The following is a 20,928-nucleotide window of genomic DNA, read 5'->3' as shown; positions in this document are numbered from 1 at the left end:
GCCCCGGGCTTCGCACCCACCCCGCCGTCGCCGCACGCGGTCCCGCGCCACGCCCCGGACACCACCGGCCACGTCCAGCTCCCGCCGGGCGGCCCCGTCCCCATGCCCAGCACGCCACCGGCGCAGGCCGCGGCCGACCCGACCTCCACGACCCTCGCGGTGCTGCTCATCGGCCCCGCCGGCGCGGGCAAGACGAGCGTCGCCAAGTACTGGGCGGACCACCGCCGGGTCCCCACCGCCCACATCAGCCTGGACGACGTACGCGAATGGGTCCGCTCGGGCTTCGCCGACCCCCAGTCCGGCTGGAACGACCACTCCGAGGCCCAGTACCGTCTCGCCCGACGCACCTGCGGCTTCGCCGCCCGCAACTTCCTCGCCAACGGCATCTCCTGCATCCTCGACGACGCGGTCTTCCCCGACCGCCCGGTGGTCGGCCTCGGCGGCTGGAAACGCCACGTGGGCCCCGGCCTCCTCCCCGTCGTCCTTCTCCCGGGCCTGGAAATCGTCCTGGAACGCAACGCCGAACGCTCCGGCAACCGCCGCCTCACCGACGAGGAGGTCGCCCGCATCCACGGCCGCATGGCCGGCTGGTACGGCTCGGGCCTCCCGATCATCGACAACTCCCAGATGGACGTCCAGCAGACGGCCCAGGTCCTGAACGGCGTACTCGCACGATCGATAGCAAGCCCGCCGAGCTGGTAATCACCGGGAAGTGGTCTCCCCTAAGGGGCGCGGGGCTGTGTCGTATATGCGGCTCCGCCGCGTGGGCGCGCTCAGCCCCCACAGACCCGCAGCCGAAACTCATGCTGCGTCCCCCGAACGGCACTCTCCCAACCAGCACAATCCAGCCACCGCTCCTACGCTCATCTCATGTCAGAGGTCTACGCAGCCCGCCGAGCCAGGCTGAGGGAACGCGCCCAAGCCGCCGGCAGCCAGTCCACCCTGGTCACTCGCCCGGCCAACGTCCGCTACCTGGCCGGTCCAGCCCCGCAGGGCACCGTCCTGCTACTCGGCAAGCGCGAGGACACGCTGGTCTGCACGGGCCCGCTGGACGAACGCCCGCCTGAGGGCCGCCCCGACGAGGCCCTGCGCATCCACACACTCCCCGGCCCCGATGGAGACCCCGCCGTATCCGCCGCGGACCTCGCGGCAGCGCACGGCGCCGAATCCATGGCCGTAGAGGAACACCACCTCACCGTGGCCCGCCACCGAGCCCTCCGCTCGGTCGCCCCCACACTCCGCCTCACCGACATCGGCGGCGCGGTCGAACAGCTGCGGGTGGTCAAGGACGAGGAGGAGATCTCCTGTCTGAGAATCGCCGCCGAGATCGCCGACCAGGCCCTCGGAGAGCTGCTGGAGTCGATCCTCGTCGGCCGCACCGAACGCCATCTCGCCCTCGAACTGGAGCGACGGCTCGTCGACCACGGAGCGGACGGGCCCGCCTTCGCGACCTCCGTCGCCACCGGCCCGCACTCCGGCCGACGCGGCCACCGGCCGACCGATCGCAGGGTCGAGGAAGGAGATTTCCTTTCCGTCTGCCTCGGTGCCACCTATCGCGGATACCGTTGTGAGATCGGCCGGACGTTCGTCATCGGGACCTCTCCCGCCGACTGGCAGATCGAGCTGTACGACCTCGTCTTCGCCGCCCAGAGGGCCGCGCGGGAGTCCCTGACCCCGGGCGCCGCCTACCGCGACGTGGACCGCGCGGCCCGCCAGGTGCTGGACTCCGCGGGGTACTCGGAGGGCCTCGCAGCCCTCACCGGCCACGGTGTCGGGCTCGAAATCGACGAGGAGCCGCAGCTGGCCCCCGCGGCCATGGGTAAACTGGACGCTTGCGTGCCGGTCACCGTCGAACCGGGGGTTCACCTCCCGGGCCGGGGCGGTGTCCGGATCGATGACACGCTCGTCGTACGCCCTGAGGCGGACGGCGGACCCGAGCTACTCACCATCACGACCAAGGAGCTGCTCGCGCTCTAGCTTTTCGAGCTGTGCGCGTGTCCCGTGGTCGTCCACGTCAGTCCAGGAGATTCCGCAACCGTGGCTTCCACGAACGACCTCAAGAACGGCCTGGTGCTCAAGCTCGACGGGGGCCAGCTCTGGTCCGTCGTCGAGTTCCAGCACGTCAAGCCCGGCAAGGGCCCTGCCTTCGTGCGCACCAAGCTCAAGAACGTGCTCTCCGGCAAGGTCGTCGACAAGACGTTCAACGCCGGCGTCAAGGTCGAGACGGCCACTGTCGACAAGCGCGACATGCAGTTCTCGTACATGGACGGCGAGTACTTCGTCTTCATGGACATGGAGACCTATGACCAGCTCATGGTCGACCGCAAGGCCGTCGGCGACGCCGCCAACTTCCTGATCGAGGGCTTCACCGCCACGGTCGCGCAGCACGAGGGCGAGGTGCTCTTCGTCGAGCTGCCGGCCGCCGTCGAGCTGGTCATCCAGGAGACCGAGCCCGGCGTCCAGGGCGACCGCTCCACCGGTGGCACCAAGCCCGCCACCCTGGAGACCGGCTACCAGATCCAGGTCCCGCTCTTCATCACCACCGGTGAGAAGATCAAGGTCGACACCCGCTCCAGCGACTACCTCGGCCGGGTGAACAGCTAACCGTGGCTGCCCGCAATACGGCCCGCAAGCGCGCCTTCCAGATCCTCTTCGAGGGCGACCAGCGCGGTGTCGGCGTCCAGACCGTCCTCGCGGACTGGATCCGGCTCTCCCGGGACGACACCCGGCAGCCCCCGGTCAGCGAGTACACGATGGAGCTGGTCGAGGGGTACGCGCAGCACGCGCGCCGCATCGACGAGCTGATCGCGCAGTACTCGGTCGGCTGGACGCTCGACCGCATGCCCGTGGTGGACCGCAACATCCTGCGCCTCGGCGCCTACGAGCTGATCTGGGCCGACGAGACCCCGGACGCCGTCGTCCTCGACGAGATGGTGCAGCTGGCGAAGGAGTTCTCCACGGACGAGTCGCCCTCGTTCGTGAACGGCCTGCTGGGCCGTTTCAAGGACCTGAAGCCCTCGCTGCGCCGCGACGAGGCGTAGAGCAGTACGCGAGCGAAACGCCGGAGGGCCCGCAGCAACCGCTGCGGGCCCTCCGGCGTTCCCGGGTGCCCGTGAGGCTCCTGAGGCCCGCAGAAAGCCGCCGGGGTGGCCGGAACAGTGAAGTTCCGGCCACCCCGGCGGCACGTTTCTGCTCAGACGGGAAGCGGCTCAGTTCTCCTCGTGGGAGACCGCGCGACGCGCGTCCGCGTCCAGCACGCCCCAGCTGATGAGCTGCTCGGTGAGGACCGAGGGCGACTGGTCGTAGATGACGGCGAGTGTGCGCAGGTCGTCCTGGCGGATCGAGAGCACCTTGCCGTTGTAGTCACCGCGCTGCGACTGGATCGTCGCCGCGTAGCGCTGTAGCGGGCCGGCCTTTTCGGCGGGCACGTGGGCCAGCCGCTCCAGGTCCAGGACCAGCTTCGGCGGCGGCTCGGCGGCCCCGCCCGGCGTGGTGCCCGGCAGCAGCTCCTGCACCGGAACCCCGTAGAAGTCGGCCAACTCGGCGAGGCGCTGCACGGTGACGGCGCGGTCGCCGCGCTCGTACGACCCGACCACGACCGCCTTCCAGCGTCCCTGTGACTTCTCCTCGACACCGTGGAGGGAAAGGCCCTGCTGGGTGCGGATGGCCCGGAGCTTGGCCCCGAGCTGTTTGGCGTATTCGCTGGACATATAGCTCCCGGACACTGTGTCGACGCGGCTGCAGTGTTTCCGCGCCGCGCGGCTGGTAACTCACTGTGAGGTTACGCAGCGTTACGCTGCTGCGTCAAGCCGAATGGTCCGCACCGGCTCTTCCGTGGTAGCGGTGTCCGATTACTCCATAGGGGTGATCAGGGGTGTCGCCCCGGCCTGCTACCGTGGTTGGCGCAAATCCGACGTCCTTTAACGTCCGTCCTGTGAGGCGGAGAAGGAGGTCCGTTTCTTATGGACACCCAGCAGTACGAGTCCGATGCACGGCCGGTTCTCGAAGCCCCCGACATCGCGCGGGTCCTGACCCGCATCGCCCACGAGATCGTCGAACGCGCCAAGGGCGCCGACGACGTGGTGCTCCTCGGCATCCCGACCCGGGGCGTCTTCCTCGCCCAGCGGCTCGCCGTCAAGCTCGAAGAGATCACCGACCGCAAGATCCCGGTCGGCTCCCTCGACATCACCATGTACCGCGACGACCTGCGCATGCACCCGCCCCGCGCGCTGGCCCGCACCGACATCCCCGGTGACGGCATCGACGGCCGCCTGGTCGTCCTCGTCGACGACGTGCTCTTCTCCGGCCGCACCATCCGCGCCGCCCTCGACGCCCTGAATGACATCGGGCGCCCCCGCGCGGTGCAGCTCGCGGTCCTGGTCGACAGAGGCCACCGCGAACTGCCGATCCGCGCCGACTACGTCGGCAAGAACCTCCCCACGTCGCTGCGGGAGACGGTCAAGGTCCAGCTCGCCGAGGAGGACGGTCGCGACACCGTGCTGCTCGGCGCCAAGCAGACCCCGTAGCGGGCCGAGGGCGTACGCCGGTTCGGCGTGCCCCCGTCTGCCCGGAATCTCCCTCTTTCGCGAACTGCCTTACGGAGCCTGACAGATGCAGCGTCATCTCATCTCGGCCGCCGACCTCACCCGCGACGACGCCGTCCTGATCCTCGACACCGCCGAGGAGATGGCCAGGGTCGCCGACCGGCCGATCAAGAAACTGCCGACCCTGCGCGGCCGTACCGTCGTCAACCTCTTCTTCGAGGACTCCACGCGCACGCGTATCTCCTTCGAAGCCGCCGAGAAGCGCCTCTCCGCCGACGTCATCAACTTCACCGCCAAGGGGTCGAGCGTCTCCAAGGGCGAGTCCCTGAAGGACACCGCGCAGACCCTGGAGGCCATGGGCGTCGACGCGGTCGTGATCCGGCACGGTGCCTCCGGGGCGCCGTACCGGCTCGCCACCTCCGGGTGGATCGACGCGGCCGTCATCAACGCCGGGGACGGCACCCACCAGCACCCGACGCAGGCCCTGTTGGACGCGTTCACCATGCGGCGCCGGCTGGTCGGCCGGGACGCCGGGCTCGGGCAGGACCTGGCCGGCAAGCGGATCACGCTCGTCGGCGACATCCTGCACAGCCGCGTCGCCCGCTCGAACGTCGACCTGCTGCACACCCTGGGCGCCGAGGTCACCCTCGTCGCCCCGCCCACCCTGGTGCCGGTCGGCGTCGAGGCCTGGCCCTGCGAGGTGTCGTACGACCTCGACAGCACGCTCTCCAAGTCCGACGCGGTGATGCTGCTGCGCGTGCAGCGCGAGCGCATGAACGCGGCGTTCTTCCCGACCGAGCGCGAGTACTCGCGGCGCTACGGCCTCGACGGCGAGCGGATGGCGAAGATGCCCGAGCACGCCATCGTGATGCACCCGGGGCCGATGGTCCGGGGCATGGAGATCACCGCCGAGGTCGCCGACTCGGACCGCTGCACCGTCGTCGAGCAGGTCGCAAACGGAGTGTCCATCCGGATGGCCGTGCTCTATCTGCTTCTGGGCGGCAACGAACCCGCCGTCAGCCACGCCCGTATCGAGGAGAAGTAAGTCACATGAGCAAGATCCTGATCCGTGGTGCGAAGGTGCTCGGCGGCGAGCCGCAGGACGTCCTGATCGACGGTTCGCAGATTGCGGCGGTGGGCGTCGGTCTGAGCGCCGACGGCGCCGAGGTCGTCGAGGCCGACGGCAAGGTGCTGCTGCCGGGCCTCGTCGACCTGCACACCCACCTGCGCGAGCCCGGCCGCGAGGACTCCGAGACCGTCCTGACCGGTACCCGCGCGGCTGCCAGCGGTGGTTACACAGCCGTGTTCGCCATGGCCAACACCTTCCCCGTCGCTGACACCGCCGGAGTCGTCGAGCAGGTCTACCGGCTCGGCCAGGAACACGGCTACTGCGATGTGCAGCCCATCGGCGCCGTCACGGTCGGCCTGGAGGGCAAGAAGCTCGCCGAGCTGGGCGCCATGCACGAGTCGGCCGCCGGGGTCACCGTCTTCTCGGACGACGGCAAGTGCGTCGACGACGCGGTGATCATGCGCCGCGCGCTGGAGTACGTGAAGGCCTTCGGCGGAGTCGTCGCCCAGCACGCGCAGGAGCCGCGCCTCACCGAGGGCGCCCAGATGAACGAGGGCGTCGTCTCCGCCGAACTCGGGCTCGGGGGCTGGCCGGCGGTGGCCGAGGAATCGATCATCGCCCGGGACGTCCTGCTCGCCGAGCACGTCGGCTCCCGCGTCCACATCTGCCACCTCTCGACCGCCGGGTCCGTCGAGATCGTCCGCTGGGCCAAGTCCCGGGGCATCGACGTGACCGCCGAGGTCACTCCGCACCATCTCCTCCTCACGGATGAGCTGGTGCGCTCCTACAACCCCGTCTTCAAGGTCAACCCGCCGCTGCGCACCGAGCGCGATGTGCTGGCCCTGCGCGAGGCGCTCGCCGACGGCACGATCGACATCGTCGCCACCGACCACGCCCCGCACCCGCACGAGGACAAGGACTGCGAGTGGGCCGCCGCCGCCATGGGGATGGTCGGCCTGGAGACCGCGTTGTCAGTGGTGCAGGAGACCATGGTGGACACCGGGCTCCTCACCTGGGCCGGGGTCGCCGAGCGCATGTCCGCCAAGCCCGCAGAGATCGGGCGGGCGGTGGGTCACGGCCGTCCCGTCTCGGCTGGTGAGCCCGCCAACCTCACGCTCGTCGACACGGAATACCGTGGGTCGGTGGACCCCGCGGGCTTCGCTTCGCGCAGTCGCAACACCCCGTACGAGGGGCGTGAGCTGCCGGGCCGTGTGACGCACACCTGGCTCCGGGGCAAGGCCACGCTCGTCGACGGGAAGCTCACGTGACACCTCTGGAACTGACCCACCTCGCGGCCGGGGAGAAGTCCGCCCCGGTGACCGACTGGGCCGCCCGTATCGGCTGGCTCGTCGGCCTCGCCCTGTTCATCGCGCTCGTCTACTGGCTGATGCGCGAGGGCTGGAAGTGGCGCGGCACGCTCCAGGGCGACATCCCCGAGCTGCCCACCGCGCCGGAAGAGCCCGGCGAGGCGAGACTGACGATGAGCGGCCGCTACCACGGCTCCACCACCGCCGGGCAGTGGCTCGACCGCATCGTGGCGCACGGCCTGGGCACCCGCAGCCGGGTCGAGCTGACGCTGACGGAGGCCGGCCTGGATGTCGTACGACCGGGAGCCACCGACTTCTTCATCCCGGCCGGGGCGCTGCGCGAGGCCCTGCTCGGCAAGGGCATCGCCGGGAAGGTCCTCAGCGAGGGCGGCCTGCTGGTCGTGACGTGGGCACACGGCGACCGGCTGATCGACTCCGGGTTCCGCTCCGACCACGCGGCCGAGCACACGGAGTGGGTCGAGACCTTGAACAGCATGATCAACAAGAGCATCGACACGGAAGGCGCACGATGACGACCTCCACAAGGGGAGCCGCCAAGGTTCCCGCCGTACTCGTCCTGGAGGACGGCCGGATCTTCCGCGGCCGCGCCTACGGGTCCGTGGGGGTGACCTTCGGCGAGGCCGTGTTCTCCACCGGCATGACCGGCTACCAGGAGACCCTCACCGACCCGTCGTACCACCGCCAGGTCGTCGTGATGACCGCCCCGCACATCGGCAACACCGGTGTGAACGACGAGGACCCCGAGTCCCAGCGCATCTGGGTCGCCGGCTACGTGGTGCGCGACCCCGCGCGCGTGCCCTCCAACTGGCGCTCCCGCCGCTCCCTGGACGAGGAGCTGCGCAACCAGGGCGTCGTCGGGATCTCCGGCATCGACACGCGCGCGTTGACCCGCCATCTGCGCGAGCGCGGCGCCATGCGCGTCGGCATCTTCTCCGGCAGCGCGCTGCCCGACGACGGCACCATGCTCGCCGAGGTGCGCCAGGCCCCCGAGATGACGGGCGCCGACCTCTCCGCCGAGGTCGCCACCAAGGAGACGTACGTCGTCCCCGCGATCGGTGAGAAGAAGTTCACCGTCGCCGCCGTCGACCTCGGCATCAAGGGCATGACCCCGCACCGCATGGCCGAGCGCGGCATCGAGGTGCACGTGCTCCCGGCCACCGCGACCGTCGAGGACGTGTACGCCGTACAGCCCGACGGGGTCTTCTTCTCCAACGGCCCCGGCGACCCCGCCACCGCCGACCACCCGGTCGCCGTCATGCAGGCCGTCCTGGAGCGCGGTACGCCGCTCTTCGGCATCTGCTTCGGCAACCAGATCCTCGGCCGCGCGCTCGGCTTCGGCACGTACAAGCTGAAGTACGGCCACCGGGGCATCAACCAGCCCGTGCAGGACCGTACGACCGGCAAGGTCGAGGTCACCGCGCACAACCACGGCTTCGCCGTCGACGCGCCCCTCGACAAGGTCTCCGACACGCCCTACGGCCGCGCCGAGGTCTCGCACGTCTGCCTGAACGACCAGGTCGTCGAGGGGCTGCGGCTGCTCGACCGGCCGGCGTTCAGCGTCCAGTACCACCCCGAGGCGGCGGCCGGCCCGCACGACGCCGCCTACCTGTTCGACCGCTTCACATCTTTGATGGAGGGCCAGCGTGCCTAAGCGCACCGATATCCAGTCCGTCCTGGTCATCGGCTCCGGCCCGATCGTCATCGGCCAGGCCGCCGAGTTCGACTACTCCGGCACCCAGGCCTGCCGCATCCTGCGCGCCGAGGGCCTCCGCGTCATCCTGGTCAACTCCAACCCGGCGACGATCATGACCGACCCGGAGATCGCCGACGCCACCTATGTCGAGCCGATCACCCCGGACTTCGTCGAGAAGATCATCGCCAAGGAGCGGCCGGACGCCCTGCTGCCCACCCTGGGCGGCCAGACGGCGCTCAACACCGCCATCTCGCTGCACGAGGCGGGCACCCTGGAGAAGTACGGCGTCGAGCTGATCGGCGCCAATGTCGAGGCCATCAACAAGGGCGAGGACCGCGACCTCTTCAAGGGCGTCGTCGAGGCCGTCCGCCAGAAGATCGGGTACGGCGAGTCCGCCCGCTCGGTCATCTGCCACTCCATGGACGACGTCATCCAGGGCGTCGACACGCTCGGCGGCTACCCGGTCGTCGTCCGCCCCTCCTTCACCATGGGCGGCGCCGGTTCCGGCTTCGCGCACGACGAGGAGGAACTGCGCCGCATCGCCGGCCAGGGCCTCACTCTGTCTCCCACCACCGAGGTCCTCCTGGAGGAGTCCATCCTCGGCTGGAAGGAGTACGAGCTGGAGCTGATGCGCGACAAGAACGACAACGTCGTGGTCGTCTGCTCCATCGAGAACTTCGACCCCATGGGCGTGCACACCGGCGACTCGATCACCGTCGCCCCGGCGATGACGCTGACCGACCGCGAGTACCAGGTGCTGCGCGACGTGGGCATCGCGATCATCCGCGAGGTCGGCGTCGACACCGGCGGCTGCAACATCCAGTTCGCGATCGACCCGGTCGACGGCCGCGTCATCGTCATCGAGATGAACCCGCGCGTGTCCCGCTCCTCGGCCCTCGCCTCCAAGGCCACCGGCTTCCCGATCGCCAAGATCGCCGCCAAGCTGGCCGTCGGCTACACGCTCGACGAGATCCCGAACGACATCACGCGCGAGACCCCGGCCTCCTTCGAGCCGACCCTCGACTACGTGGTCGTCAAGGCGCCCCGTTTCGCCTTCGAGAAGTTCCCGTCCGCCGACTCCACCCTCACCACCACCATGAAGTCGGTCGGCGAGGCCATGGCCATCGGCCGCAACTTCACCGAGGCCTTCCAGAAGGCGCTGCGCTCCCTGGAGAAGAAGGGCAGCCAGTTCACCTTCGTCGGCGAGCCCGGCGACAAGACCCAGCTCCTCGAAGAGGCCGTACGGCCCACCGACGGCCGGATCAACACCGTCATGCAGGCCATCCGCGCGGGCGCCACCCAGGAGGAGGTCTTCGACTACACGAAGATCGACCCCTGGTTCGTCGACCAGCTCTTCCTCATCAAGGAGATCGCCGACGAGCTGGCCGCCGCCGACAAGCTGGACCCGGAGCTGCTCGCCGAGGCCAAGCGGCACGGCTTCTCCGACCAGCAGATCGGCGAGATCCGCGGCCTGCGCGAGGACGTCGTCCGCGAGGTCCGGCACGCACTCGGCATCCGCCCGGTCTACAAGACGGTCGACACCTGCGCCGCCGAGTTCGCCGCGAAGACCCCGTACTTCTACTCGTCCTACGACGAGGAGAACGAGGTCGCCCCGCGCGAGAAGCCCGCGGTCATCATCCTGGGCTCCGGACCCAACCGCATCGGCCAGGGCATCGAGTTCGACTACTCCTGCGTCCACGCCTCCTTCGCGCTCAGCGACGCCGGCTACGAGACCGTGATGGTCAACTGCAACCCCGAGACCGTCTCCACGGACTACGACACCTCCGACCGCCTGTACTTCGAGCCGCTCACGCTGGAAGACGTGCTGGAGATCGTCCACGCCGAGCAGCAGGCCGGACCGGTCGCCGGTGTCATCGTGCAGCTCGGCGGCCAGACCCCGCTGGGACTGGCACAGTCCCTCAAGGACAACGGCGTCCCGGTCGTCGGCACGTCCCCGGAGGCGATCCACGCCGCCGAGGACCGCGGCGCCTTCGGCCAGGTCCTCGCGGAGGCGGGCCTCCCGGCCCCCAAGCACGGCACGGCGACCACCTTCGTCGGCGCCAAGGCCATCGCCGACGAGATCGGCTACCCGGTCCTCGTCCGCCCGTCGTACGTCCTCGGCGGCCGCGGCATGGAGATCGTCTACGACGAGACCCGCCTGGAGTCGTACATCGCCGAGTCCACCGAGATCAGCCCCTCCCGGCCGGTCCTGGTCGACCGCTTCCTCGACGACGCCATCGAGATCGACGTCGACGCGCTCTACGACGGCCACGAGCTGTACCTCGGCGGTGTCATGGAGCACATCGAGGAGGCCGGCATCCACTCCGGCGACTCTGCCTGCGCCCTGCCGCCGATCACCCTGGGCGGCTTCGACATCAAGCGCCTGCGGACCTCAACCGAGGCCATCGCCAAGGGTGTCGGCGTGCGCGGACTGATCAACATCCAGTTCGCGATGGCCGGGGACATCCTCTACGTCCTGGAGGCCAACCCGCGCGCGTCCCGTACGGTCCCCTTCACCTCGAAGGCGACCGCGGTACCGCTCGCGAAGGCCGCCGCCCGCATCTCGCTGGGCGCGACGGTCGCCGAGCTTCGGGCCGAGGGCCTGCTGCCGGCCAACGGCGACGGTGGCACACTGCCGCTCGACGCACCGATCTCCGTCAAGGAGGCCGTCATGCCGTGGTCGCGCTTCCGCGACATCCACGGGCGCGGCGTCGACACGGTCCTCGGCCCGGAGATGCGCTCCACCGGCGAGGTCATGGGCATCGACTCCGTCTTCGGCACGGCGTACGCCAAGTCCCAGGCGGGCGCCTACGGCCCGCTGCCCACCAAGGGCCGCGCCTTCATCTCCGTCGCCAACCGCGACAAGCGCTCGATGATCTTCCCGGCGCGCGAACTGGTCGCCCACGGCTTCGAGTTGCTCGCCACGTCCGGCACCGCCGAGGTCCTCAAGCGCAACGGCCTGAACGCGACGGTCGTCCGCAAGCAGTCTGAGGGCGTCGGCCCGAACGGCGAGAAGACCATCGTCCAGCTCATCCACGACGGCGAGGTCGACCTCATCGTCAACACCCCGTACGGCACCGGCGGCCGCCTCGACGGCTACGAGATCCGTACGGCGGCCGTGGCGCGCTCCGTGCCCTGCCTCACGACGGTCCAGGCGCTCGCCGCCGCCGTCCAGGGCATCGACGCCCTCAACCACGGTGACGTGGGCGTGCGTTCACTCCAGGAACACGCCGAACACCTGACCGCGGCCCGCGACTAGCAGCCTTGAGGGGGACACCGGAAACGGTGTCCCCCTTCTCGTGAGGACACTGAGATGTACAAGCTTTTCTTCCGCCTGGCCTTCAAACGGATGGACCCGGAGCAGGCCCATCACCTCGCCTTCCGCTGGATCCGGCTCGCCGTCCGCATCCCCGTCCTGCGGACGTTCGTCGCGGCCGCCCTCGCGCCCCGGTTCGAGGAGTTGCGTACGGAGGCATTCGGGCTGCGCATGCACGGCCCGTTCGGGCTCGCCGCGGGCTTCGACAAGAACGCGGTCGCGATCGACGGCATGTCGATGCTCGGCTTCGACCATGTCGAGATCGGCACGGTCACGGGGGAGCCGCAGCCCGGCAACCCCAAGAAGCGGCTGTTCCGCCTCGTGCCGGACCGCGCGCTGATCAACCGCATGGGCTTCAACAACGAGGGCTCCGCGGCCGTGGCGGCCCGCCTGGCGGCCCGTGAGGCGGTCTTCAGGACCGTCGTCGGCGTCAACATCGGCAAGACCAAGGTCGTACCCGAGGAGGAGGCCGTCGGCGACTACGCGAAGTCGGCCGAGAGACTCGCCCGGCACGCCGACTATCTCGTCGTCAACGTGTCGTCGCCCAACACGCCCGGGCTGCGCAACCTCCAGGCGACCGAGGCACTGCGCCCGCTGCTGACCGCCGTCCGTGAGGCCGCCGACCGCGCGGTGACCGACCGCCGCGTCCCGCTGCTGGTGAAGATCGCCCCGGACCTCGCCGACGAGGACGTGGACGCGGTCGCCGACCTCGCCGTCGAACTCGGCCTGGACGGGATCATCGCCACGAACACCACCATCGCGCGCGAGGGCCTCGGTTTGAAATCCGAACCTGAACTCGTCAAGGAGACCGGCGGACTGTCGGGAGCGCCCCTGAAGTCCCGCTCCCTGGAGGTACTGCGCCGCCTCTACGCGCGCGTGGGTAACCGGATCACCCTCGTGGGCGTCGGCGGCATCGAAGACGCCGAGGACGCCTGGCAGCGCATCCTCGCCGGTGCCACGCTCGTGCAGGGCTACAGCGCCTTCATCTACGAGGGGCCCTTCTGGGGCCGCGCCATTCACAAGGGCCTCGCCGCGCGCCTGCGCACGAGCCCGTACACCACCCTCGCCGACGCGGTCGGCGCCGACGTAAGGAAGCAGCCGGTATGAGCCCCCTGGAACCCTTCGGTGCACGCCTCCGCCAGGCCATGGACGAGCGTGGCCCGCTCTGCGTCGGCATCGACCCCCATGCCTCGCTGCTCACCGAGTGGGGCCTGAACGACGATGTCGCCGGCCTGGAGCGGTTCAGCCGGACGGTCGTCGAGGCGCTGGCCGACCGGGTTGCCGTCTTCAAGCCGCAGAGTGCCTTCTTCGAGCGCTTCGGCTCGCGCGGGATCGCCGTCCTGGAGAAGTCGGTCGAGGAGGCGCGGGCAGCCGGCGCGCTGGTCGTGATGGACGCCAAGCGCGGTGACATCGGCTCGACCATGGTCGCGTACGCCGAGGCATTCCTCCGGAAGGACTCCCCGCTGTTCTCCGACGCGCTGACCGTCTCGCCGTATCTCGGCTACGGCTCGCTCGCCCCGGCGATCGAACTGGCGCGGGAGAGCGGCGCGGGCCTCTTCGTGCTCGCGCTGACCTCCAACCCGGAGGGCGGCGAGGTGCAGCACGCCGTCCGCGCGGACGGCCGGAACATCGGAGCGACCATGCTGGCCCACCTGGCCGCCGAGAACGCCGGGGAGGAGCCGCTGGGCTCCTTCGGGGCCGTCGTCGGCGCCACGCTGGGCGACCTGTCGTCGTACGACCTCGCGTTCGACGGTCCGATCCTCGCGCCCGGCATCGGGGCGCAGGGGGCCACTCCGGCCGATCTTCCCGGGGTCTTCGGAGCGGTGCTGCGCAATGTCGTCCCGAACGTGAGCCGAGGTGTTCTACGTCACGGTCCCGACGTGGGAGCGCTGCGAGCGGCCTCGGAACGCTTCGCGGAGGAGATCCGCGTCGCCTTTGCGACCGTCTGAGGTGTTCGAACGGGTCGATCGAGTCCTCCGATGAGTGGCTCCACGAGCGACTCCGGAGCGACTTGAGTCTGAATACATCCTCAAATCAGGGGCGTTATGTCGGAAATGTCCGGCCTGGCGCAGGCTGACCAGGACTTTTCCTCTGTTCTCGCTGACTCTGGCGTCCCTGGCCGCTAGTCTCCGAGCAGAGTCAACGGGCAAGCGTGTTGCTCGTAGCTCCCCAGGTGTGGGGCGACTAGGTTCCTCACCGGTCCGTATCCGACAGTTCGACATCCGAGGTGACGTAGGCGTGGCTCTTCCGCCCCTTACCCCTGAACAGCGCGCAGCCGCGCTCGAAAAGGCCGCCGCGGCTCGCCGGGAGCGGGCCGAGGTCAAGAATCGACTCAAGCACTCCGGCGCCTCCCTGCATGACGTCATCAAGCAGGGCCAGGAGAACGACGTCATCGGCAAGATGAAGGTCTCCGCCCTGCTTGAGTCCCTGCCCGGCGTGGGCAAGGTCCGCGCCAAGCAGATCATGGAGCGACTCGGTATCTCCGAGAGCCGCCGTGTCCGTGGCCTTGGTTCCAACCAGATCGCCTCCCTGGAGCGTGAGTTCGGCAGCACTGGTTCCTGAGTCCGGGTACTCCGGACAGGGAGTCCCGGGCACACCGGGATTGCTGGAATAATCGCTGCATGGCTGCAACATTCCGGGGGACGACCCCCGAGCCCCCGGACGTACGTCCGCGGCTGACCGTGCTCTCCGGCCCTTCCGGGGTCGGCAAGAGCACGGTCGTCGCCCATATGCGCAAGGAACACCCCGAGGTGTGGCTCTCGGTGTCGGCGACGACCCGCAGGCCCCGCCCCGGCGAGAAGCACGGCGTCCACTACTTCTTCGTCTCCGACGAGGAGATGGACAAGCTGATCGCCAACGGCGAGCTTCTGGAGTGGGCCGAATTCGCCGGCAACCGCTACGGCACGCCGCGTACGGCTGTGCTGGAGCACCTGGAGTCCGGCGTGCCGGTCCTCCTGGAGATCGATCTCCAGGGCGCCCGGCAGGTCCGCGAGTCCATGTCCGAGGCGCACTCGGTGTTCCTGGCTCCTCCCTCCTGGGAGGAGCTGGTGCGCAGGCTCACCGGACGGGGCACCGAGCCGCCCGAGGTGATCGAGCGCCGCCTGGACGCGGCCAAGATCGAACTCGCGGCGGAGCCCGAGTTCGACGCGACCCTGGTCAACACCTCCGTCGAGGACGTAGCGCGCGAGCTGCTAGCCTTGATGGAAGTTGTGTGATCGTTTTTCCGATCTCATCCCATCTTTCGGAAGGCAGAGCGTGTCCTCTTCCATCACCGCTCCCGAGGGCATCATCAACCCTCCGATCGACGAGCTTCTTGAGGCCACCGATTCGAAGTACAGCCTCGTGATCTACGCCGCCAAGCGTGCCCGTCAGATCAACGCGTACTACTCGCAGCTCGGCGAGGGTCTCCTGGAGTACGTCGGTCCGCTCGTCGACACCCACGTCCACGAGAAGCCGCTCTCCATCGCCCTGCGTGAGATCAACGCGGGTCTGCTGACCTCCGAGGCCGTCGAGGGCCCCGCGACCTGAGACGCAGCAGCTTTATCCACAGGCCCGGCAGCGACTGTCGGGCCTGTGGTGTGTCATGGAGTCGTAGGAGTCGCATTGGTCGCACGCACGTTTCCGAGCTCGGGGAGAGACGGTGGACAAGCCCAAGGTCGTTCTGGGGGTCAGCGGTGGCATCGCCGCGTACAAGGCCTGTGAGCTGCTGCGCAGACTGACGGAGTCGGGCCATGACGTCCGTGTCGTCCCCACCGCGTCCGCCCTGCACTTCGTCGGCGCGGCCACCTGGTCCGCGCTCTCCGGGCACCCCGTCTCGACCGAGGTGTGGGACGACGTCCACGAGGTCCCGCACGTGCGCATCGGCCAGAGCGCCGACCTGGTGGTCGTGGCTCCGGCGACGGCGGACATGCTGGCGAAGGCGGCCCACGGCCTGGCCGACGACCTCCTCACCAACACCCTCCTCACCGCCCGCTGTCCGGTCGTCTTCGCGCCCGCCATGCACACGGAGATGTGGGAACACCCGGCCACCCAGGAGAACGTGGCGACACTGCGCCGCCACGGCGCCGTCGTGATCGAGCCCGCCGTCGGCCGGCTGACCGGTGTCGACACCGGCAAGGGGCGGCTGCCCGACCCCACCGAGATCTTCGAGGTCTGCCGCCGGGTGCTCGCGCGGGGCGTCACCGAGCCCGACCTCAAGGGCCGGCACGTCGTCGTCAGCGCCGGCGGCACCCGCGAGCCCCTCGACCCGGTCCGCTTCCTCGGCAACCGCTCCTCCGGCAAGCAGGGTTACGCCCTCGCGCGCACCGCCGCCGCCCGGGGCGCCCGGGTCACGCTGATCGCGGCGAACACGGGGCTGCCGGACCCGGCGGGCGTGGACGTCGTCCCGGTCGGGACCGCCGTACAGCTGCGGGAAGCGGTGCTGAAGGCCGCCGCGGACGCTGACGCGGTCGTCATGGCCGCGGCGGTCGCGGACTTCCGCCCGGCGGAGTACGCGGCCGGGAAGATCAAGAAGAAAGACGGCAAGGAACCCGACCCGATCGTCCTGGTGCGGAATCCGGACATCCTCGCGGAGATCGCCGCCGACCGGGCCCGCCCAGGACAGGTGGTCGTCGGGTTCGCCGCCGAGACGGACGACGTCCTCGCCAACGGCCGTACCAAACTGGGCCGTAAAGGGTGCGATCTGCTGGTGGTGAACGAGGTGGGGGAGCGCAAGACGTTCGGTTCCGAGGAGAACGAGGCGGTTGTGCTGGGCGCCGACGGAAGCGAGACCGCCGTTCCGTACGGTCCGAAGGAAGCCCTGGCCGAGACCGTGTGGGATCTGGTCGCACACCGTCTCGCCTGAATTGTTTCAGCCATCTGTCAGCCGTCTGTCAGTTCGCCGAAACCTGACATTCGTGCGTGGCGGCTCTGGCCAACCGCACTCGGCATTCGGCAAAATGCGCGTGCCGCAGGTCACAGCGTTTCCCGAGAGGCGAGACAGGTGGACCGTCTGTCGACCGCGACCGATAAACTGTTCTCGGACGATGTCGGGCGCAGCTCCCGTCCGTCCGCCAATGATCAGCCAGCAGCCGCTGCAACCTCAGGGAGCGTTGTGTCCCGTCGCCTTTTCACCTCGGAGTCCGTGACCGAAGGTCACCCCGACAAGATCGCTGACCAGATCAGCGACACCATTCTCGACGCGCTTCTGGCGGAGGACCCGACCTCCCGGGTCGCCGTCGAGACGCTGATCACCACCGGCCTGGTGCACGTGGCCGGCGAGGTCACCACCAAGACCTACGCGCCCATCGCGCAGCTCGTCCGGGACAAGATCCTGGAGATCGGTTACGACTCCTCTAAGAAGGGCTTCGACGGCGCCTCCTGCGGCGTCTCGGTGTCCATCGGCGCGCAGTCCCCGGACATCGCGCAGGGTGTCGACACGGCGTACGAGAACCGTGTCGAGGGTGACGAGGACGAGCTCGACAAGCAGGGCGCCGGCGACCAGGGCCTGATGTTCGGCTACGCGACGGACGAGACGCCGACGCTGATGCCGCTCCCGATCTTCCTGGCGCACCGCCTCTCGAAGCGCCTCTCGGAGGTCCGCAAGAACGGGACCATCCCGTACCTGCGCCCCGACGGCAAGACCCAGGTCACCATCGAGTACGACGGCGACAAGGCCGTCCGCCTCGACACCGTGGTCGTCTCCTCGCAGCACGCGAGCGACATCGACCTGGAGTCGCTGCTCGCGCCCGACATCCGCGAGTTCGTGGTCGAGGCCGAGCTGAAGGCGCTCGTGGAAGAGGGCATCAAGCTCGACACCGACGGCTACCGCCTCCTCGTGAACCCCACCGGCCGCTTCGAGATCGGCGGCCCGATGGGTGACGCGGGTCTGACCGGCCGCAAGATCATCATCGACACGTACGGCGGCATGGCCCGCCACGGCGGTGGCGCGTTCTCGGGCAAGGACCCGTCCAAGGTGGACCGTTCGGCGGCGTACGCGATGCGCTGGGTCGCGAAGAACGTCGTCGCCGCGGGCCTCGCCTCGCGCTGCGAGGTGCAGGTCGCGTACGCGATCGGCAAGGCCGAGCCGGTGGGTCTGTTCGTCGAGACGTTCGGTACGGAGAAGGTCGACACGGATCGGATCGAGAAGGCGATCGACGAGGTCTTCGACCTGCGTCCGGCCGCCATCATCCGCGACCTGGACCTGCTGCGCCCGATCTACGCCCAGACCGCCGCGTACGGCCACTTCGGCCGCGAGATCCCCGACTTCACGTGGGAGCGCACCGACCGCGTGGACGCGCTGCGCAAGGCCGCGGGACTGTAGGTTCCTTCGTCGTCAGGCTCTGCGAGGCCCGGTTTCCCCTTGGGGGAGCCGGGCCTCGGTCTTTCACACCAGGGTCAGCGGCGGATACGGCCGGCCGACACGAGGAGTGCCGCCGCTGTGATGGCCGCGATGACCGCCGTCGAGTGCGCGTAGGCCTGGGTGTCGCCGGTGACCGCTGCCTGGAAGCCGTGGAGGGCCCAGTAGCCCGGGGTCGCGGGGGCCACCGTGGAGACCCAGTGGGGGAGGACGGTGAGGGGGACCAGGCAGCCGCTGAGGCAGGTGATCGTGAGGGCGCCGATGTCGGAGGCGGCGGCCAACTGGCCCTGGGTGCGGGCGTGGACGCCGAGTGCCAGGCCGCAGGAGGTGACGCAGGCCGCCCAGAGGAGGGCCAGCAGGGGGAGGCGCCAGGTGCCGGCGGTGAGAGGGAAGCCGAAGGCCGCGGTCGCGAAGAGGAACAGCACGGATTGTTGGGCCAGGAACAGTGCGATCAAGGGGAGGGCCTTGCCTACCAGGACCGTCGGCGGGGACGCCGGGCCGGAGCGCAGGCGGTCCCAGGTGTGCCAGGTGCGTTCGGAGAGCAGGAGTTGGCCTGCCACGTCCAGGGCGAGCAGGGTGAACATCACCGCGATGCCCGGAGCGGCCTGCACGATGCCCGGTGTGCCGGGGGTGGCTAGGCGGTCGTACACCGGGTGGAGCACGCTCAGCAGCACCAGGGACATGACGGTGTAGGCGAGCGGGGTTCCCGGGTCCCGTACGAGCAGGACGAGGGTGTGGCGGGTCATGACCCAGGTGCGGTGGGCCGGGGCGGCCCCGGCTGCCGCCGGTTCAGGCCGCATCGTGGGTCTCCGCGGGGAGTTGGTGGGCGGCGAGGCTGCGGTAGAGGTCGTCGAGCGACGGTTCGCGGATCGCGGCCGAGCGGACCCGGGCGGTGTCGGGGCCCAGGTCCCGGAGGAGCCGGGCCAGTGCCCGGGCCGGGTCCGTGGTGCTGAAACGCAGTTCCCCAGGGGGAGTTGAGGTCTGTGCCAGGTGCTCCGGTACGGCGCCGGTGAACGTCACGGTGACCTCGCCGGGCAGGCCGTCGAGGAGGTCGGCGCGGTTGCCGCGGGCGATCACCCGGCCGGACGCGGCGACCGCGAGCGTGGCGTCCAGGTGCTCCAACTCCGGTAGGTAGTGCGTGGTGTAGCAGATCGCGGCGCCTTCTTCGGCGCGGGTCCTGACGAGTCGTAGCAGCGCTTCGCGGGTGGTGGGGTCGGCGCCGACGGTGGGTTCGTCGAGCAGCAGCACGCGGGGGCGGGGGAGCAGGACCGTGGCTGCCTGGGCGCGGCGCTGTTGGCCGCCGGAGAGTGCCGCGATCGGGCGGTCGAGTACGTCGGTGAGGAGCAACTGCTCGGCTACGGCGGCCAGTTCGGCGCGCAGTTCGGTTCGGCGCAGGCCGGCGAGGCCGCCGTAGAGGCGTAGGTTCTCGCGGAGTGTGGCGGTCGGGTAGAGGGCCAGTTCCTGGGGTGCGAGGCCGATCAGGCGGCGTGCGGAGCGTGGGGCTGTGGCGAGGTCGACTCCGGCTGCGTGGACTGTGCCCGCGTCGGGGTGCTCCAGGCCGGCGACGACGCGGGCGAAGGTGGTTTTGCCGGCGCCGTTGTGGCCGATCAGGCCGCAGATCTCGCCGGGCTCGATGTGGAGGTCGAAGCCGTCCAGGGCCTGGACCGGGCCCCACCGTTTGCGCAGGCCGCTGACGGTCAGCATGAGCACTCCCTCGATATATACAACGTATACGTATACTATGTATACGTAGCTTCGAGGGAGGATGTCAAGTGACGCCACGGCGGATCAGTCGTGATCAAGTGCTGGACGTGACCTGGGAGTTGGCGACCCGGAAAGGGCTGCCGGCCGTCACGATGCGGGCCGTCGCGCAGGAACTCGACGTCAACCCGATGACGCTCTACCGCCACGTCGGCGACAAACAGGGACTCCTCGACGGCCTCGTGGAACGGCTGCTGCTGGAGATCGAGGTGCCCGGTCCCGGGCTCGACTGGCGCGAGCAGCTGCGCCTGCTCGCCCACAGCATGCGGGCCACGGCCCGCCGCCACCCCGACCTGTTCCTGCTGCTCTTCCAACGGCCGGCGGTCACACCGGAGGCCGTCGGCCCGCGCAATGCGGTCTACGACGCCCTGCGTGCCGCCGGTCTTCAGGAGGAGCGGATTCCGCGGACCGAGCGGCTGCTGTCCACGTTCATGCTCGGGTTCGCCGCCTCGGAGGCCGGGGGACGGTTCCGGGACAGTGACCCGGACGACGACATGGCCTTCGCGGAAGACCTCATCGGCAGGCTCTTGGCCGAGGGCTAGAAAGCCGAGTGCGTACGGCGGCGGTCGGCCGTTGTCAGTGGCGTTTGGTAAGAATGCAAGCGTGAGCAGCAAGGACGGGGAACGGGACGGCGGGGCGGAGGGTGCGCCGCCTGAGCAGCTTGCGCTGATTCGGGAGAGTGTGCGGCAGGCGAAGGGGCCGAAGGCCAAGCCTCGGACGTGGCGGGGGGCCGCGTTGGCCGGGGAGTTGCCCGTCGCGCGGGTGCTCGTCGACAAGGGGGTGCTGCATCTTGATCGGTACTTCGACTATGCGGTGCCGGAGGAGCTTGACGCCGATGCGCAGCCCGGGGTGCGGGTTCGGGTCAGGTTCGGGGCCGGGC

At 69.6% G+C, this 20,928-nt stretch carries 22 protein-coding genes; 19 read left to right on the top strand and 3 right to left on the bottom strand.

Annotated features, from left to right (window positions below; all coding sequences use genetic code 11):
• The 4 genes from AC31A1_RS23165 to nusB all read left to right on the top strand — a co-directional run.
• Window positions 1-702: AAA family ATPase (locus tag AC31A1_RS23165; RefSeq protein WP_489655147.1), on the top strand; the 702-nt coding region annotated here is incomplete at its 5' end.
• A 168-nt stretch (window positions 703-870) separates the two neighbouring features.
• On the top strand, window positions 871-1,977 hold the full coding sequence (locus AC31A1_RS23160) for an aminopeptidase P family protein (protein ID WP_489655146.1): 1,107 nt from the start codon (window positions 871-873) through the stop codon (window positions 1,975-1,977).
• A gap of 60 nt (window positions 1,978-2,037) precedes the next feature.
• A complete protein-coding gene (efp, locus tag AC31A1_RS23155) occupies window positions 2,038-2,604 on the top strand; it encodes an elongation factor P (RefSeq protein ID WP_019059745.1) in 567 nt (188 codons plus the stop codon).
• A gap of 2 nt (window positions 2,605-2,606) precedes the next feature.
• Window positions 2,607-3,041, top strand: a complete 435-nt coding sequence (gene nusB / locus AC31A1_RS23150) for a transcription antitermination factor NusB (protein ID WP_019066395.1) — start codon at window positions 2,607-2,609, stop codon at window positions 3,039-3,041.
• Window positions 3,042-3,209: 168 nt separating this feature from the next.
• Here nusB and bldD read toward each other — a convergent pair whose 3' ends face one another.
• Window positions 3,210-3,710, bottom strand: coding sequence for a transcriptional regulator BldD (gene bldD, locus AC31A1_RS23145; protein WP_019059743.1), 501 nt, complete (start codon window positions 3,708-3,710; stop codon window positions 3,210-3,212).
• A gap of 252 nt (window positions 3,711-3,962) precedes the next feature.
• On the opposite strand from bldD, the gene pyrR reads away from it, so the two are divergent.
• From pyrR to metK, 13 genes are all read left to right on the top strand, one after another.
• The gene (gene pyrR / locus AC31A1_RS23140) at window positions 3,963-4,526 is read left to right on the top strand and encodes a bifunctional pyr operon transcriptional regulator/uracil phosphoribosyltransferase PyrR (RefSeq protein WP_019066396.1); all 564 of its coding nucleotides are present in this window, start codon (window positions 3,963-3,965) and stop codon (window positions 4,524-4,526) included.
• Window positions 4,527-4,611: 85 nt separating this feature from the next.
• Entirely contained in the window at window positions 4,612-5,589 is a 978-nt protein-coding gene (locus tag AC31A1_RS23135; protein ID WP_405946765.1) for an aspartate carbamoyltransferase catalytic subunit, read from the top strand.
• A 5-nt stretch (window positions 5,590-5,594) separates the two neighbouring features.
• Window positions 5,595-6,881 (top strand): dihydroorotase, encoded by a 1,287-nt coding sequence (locus AC31A1_RS23130; protein WP_489655145.1) that lies wholly within the window; start codon window positions 5,595-5,597, stop codon window positions 6,879-6,881.
• Window positions 6,878-7,453: a PH-like domain-containing protein gene (locus AC31A1_RS23125; protein ID WP_489655144.1), complete on the top strand. Its 576-nt coding sequence runs from the start codon at window positions 6,878-6,880 to the stop codon at window positions 7,451-7,453. The genes AC31A1_RS23130 and AC31A1_RS23125 overlap by 4 nt, the downstream gene beginning before the upstream one ends.
• Window positions 7,450-8,592, top strand: coding sequence for a glutamine-hydrolyzing carbamoyl-phosphate synthase small subunit (gene carA / locus AC31A1_RS23120; RefSeq protein ID WP_489655143.1), 1,143 nt, complete (start codon window positions 7,450-7,452; stop codon window positions 8,590-8,592). Before AC31A1_RS23125 ends, carA begins: the two co-directional genes overlap by 4 nt.
• Window positions 8,585-11,893, top strand: coding sequence for a carbamoyl-phosphate synthase large subunit (gene carB, locus AC31A1_RS23115; RefSeq protein ID WP_489655142.1), 3,309 nt, complete (start codon window positions 8,585-8,587; stop codon window positions 11,891-11,893). The genes carA and carB overlap by 8 nt, the downstream gene beginning before the upstream one ends.
• Window positions 11,894-11,947: 54 nt before the next feature.
• Window positions 11,948-13,057, top strand: coding sequence for a quinone-dependent dihydroorotate dehydrogenase (locus tag AC31A1_RS23110; RefSeq protein ID WP_489655141.1), 1,110 nt, complete (start codon window positions 11,948-11,950; stop codon window positions 13,055-13,057).
• Window positions 13,054-13,899, top strand: coding sequence for an orotidine-5'-phosphate decarboxylase (pyrF, locus tag AC31A1_RS23105; protein WP_489655140.1), 846 nt, complete (start codon window positions 13,054-13,056; stop codon window positions 13,897-13,899). Before AC31A1_RS23110 ends, pyrF begins: the two co-directional genes overlap by 4 nt.
• Window positions 13,900-14,188: 289 nt before the next feature.
• A complete protein-coding gene (locus AC31A1_RS23100) occupies window positions 14,189-14,512 on the top strand; it encodes an integration host factor (protein WP_019059734.1) in 324 nt (107 codons plus the stop codon).
• A gap of 59 nt (window positions 14,513-14,571) precedes the next feature.
• Window positions 14,572-15,165, top strand: coding sequence for a guanylate kinase (gene gmk / locus AC31A1_RS23095; RefSeq protein WP_366097417.1), 594 nt, complete (start codon window positions 14,572-14,574; stop codon window positions 15,163-15,165).
• 40 nt (window positions 15,166-15,205) lie between these two features.
• Window positions 15,206-15,478 carry a DNA-directed RNA polymerase subunit omega gene (gene rpoZ / locus AC31A1_RS23090; RefSeq protein WP_019059732.1) on the top strand — a complete coding sequence of 91 codons (273 nt, stop codon included), beginning with the start codon at window positions 15,206-15,208 and terminating at the stop codon, window positions 15,476-15,478.
• A gap of 112 nt (window positions 15,479-15,590) precedes the next feature.
• Complete coding sequence (gene coaBC / locus AC31A1_RS23085) at window positions 15,591-16,793, top strand: bifunctional phosphopantothenoylcysteine decarboxylase/phosphopantothenate--cysteine ligase CoaBC (RefSeq protein ID WP_489655139.1); 1,203 nt, start codon at window positions 15,591-15,593, stop codon at window positions 16,791-16,793.
• A 249-nt stretch (window positions 16,794-17,042) separates the two neighbouring features.
• On the top strand, window positions 17,043-18,251 hold the full coding sequence (gene metK, locus AC31A1_RS23080; RefSeq protein WP_405838104.1) for a methionine adenosyltransferase: 1,209 nt from the start codon (window positions 17,043-17,045) through the stop codon (window positions 18,249-18,251).
• Window positions 18,252-18,325: 74 nt separating this feature from the next.
• Here the strand turns inward: metK and AC31A1_RS23075 are convergent, their stop codons facing one another.
• Window positions 18,326-19,087 carry an ABC transporter permease gene (locus AC31A1_RS23075; RefSeq protein ID WP_489655138.1) on the bottom strand — a complete coding sequence of 254 codons (762 nt, stop codon included), beginning with the start codon at window positions 19,085-19,087 and terminating at the stop codon, window positions 18,326-18,328.
• Entirely contained in the window at window positions 19,077-19,991 is a 915-nt protein-coding gene (locus AC31A1_RS23070; protein ID WP_489655137.1) for an ABC transporter ATP-binding protein, read from the bottom strand. The genes AC31A1_RS23075 and AC31A1_RS23070 overlap by 11 nt, the downstream gene beginning before the upstream one ends.
• Before the next feature lie 68 nt (window positions 19,992-20,059).
• Between AC31A1_RS23070 and AC31A1_RS23065 the strand changes: the two genes are divergently transcribed.
• The gene (locus AC31A1_RS23065; protein ID WP_489655136.1) at window positions 20,060-20,590 is read left to right on the top strand and encodes a TetR/AcrR family transcriptional regulator; all 531 of its coding nucleotides are present in this window, start codon (window positions 20,060-20,062) and stop codon (window positions 20,588-20,590) included.
• Between the two features lie 61 nt (window positions 20,591-20,651).
• Window positions 20,652-20,928: primosomal protein N' family DNA-binding protein (locus AC31A1_RS23060; RefSeq protein ID WP_489655135.1), on the top strand; the 277-nt coding region annotated here is incomplete at its 3' end.

Source organism: Streptomyces sp. P5F9, assembly GCF_057961495.1.
This window is presented reverse-complemented; position numbering and strand designations above follow the sequence as displayed.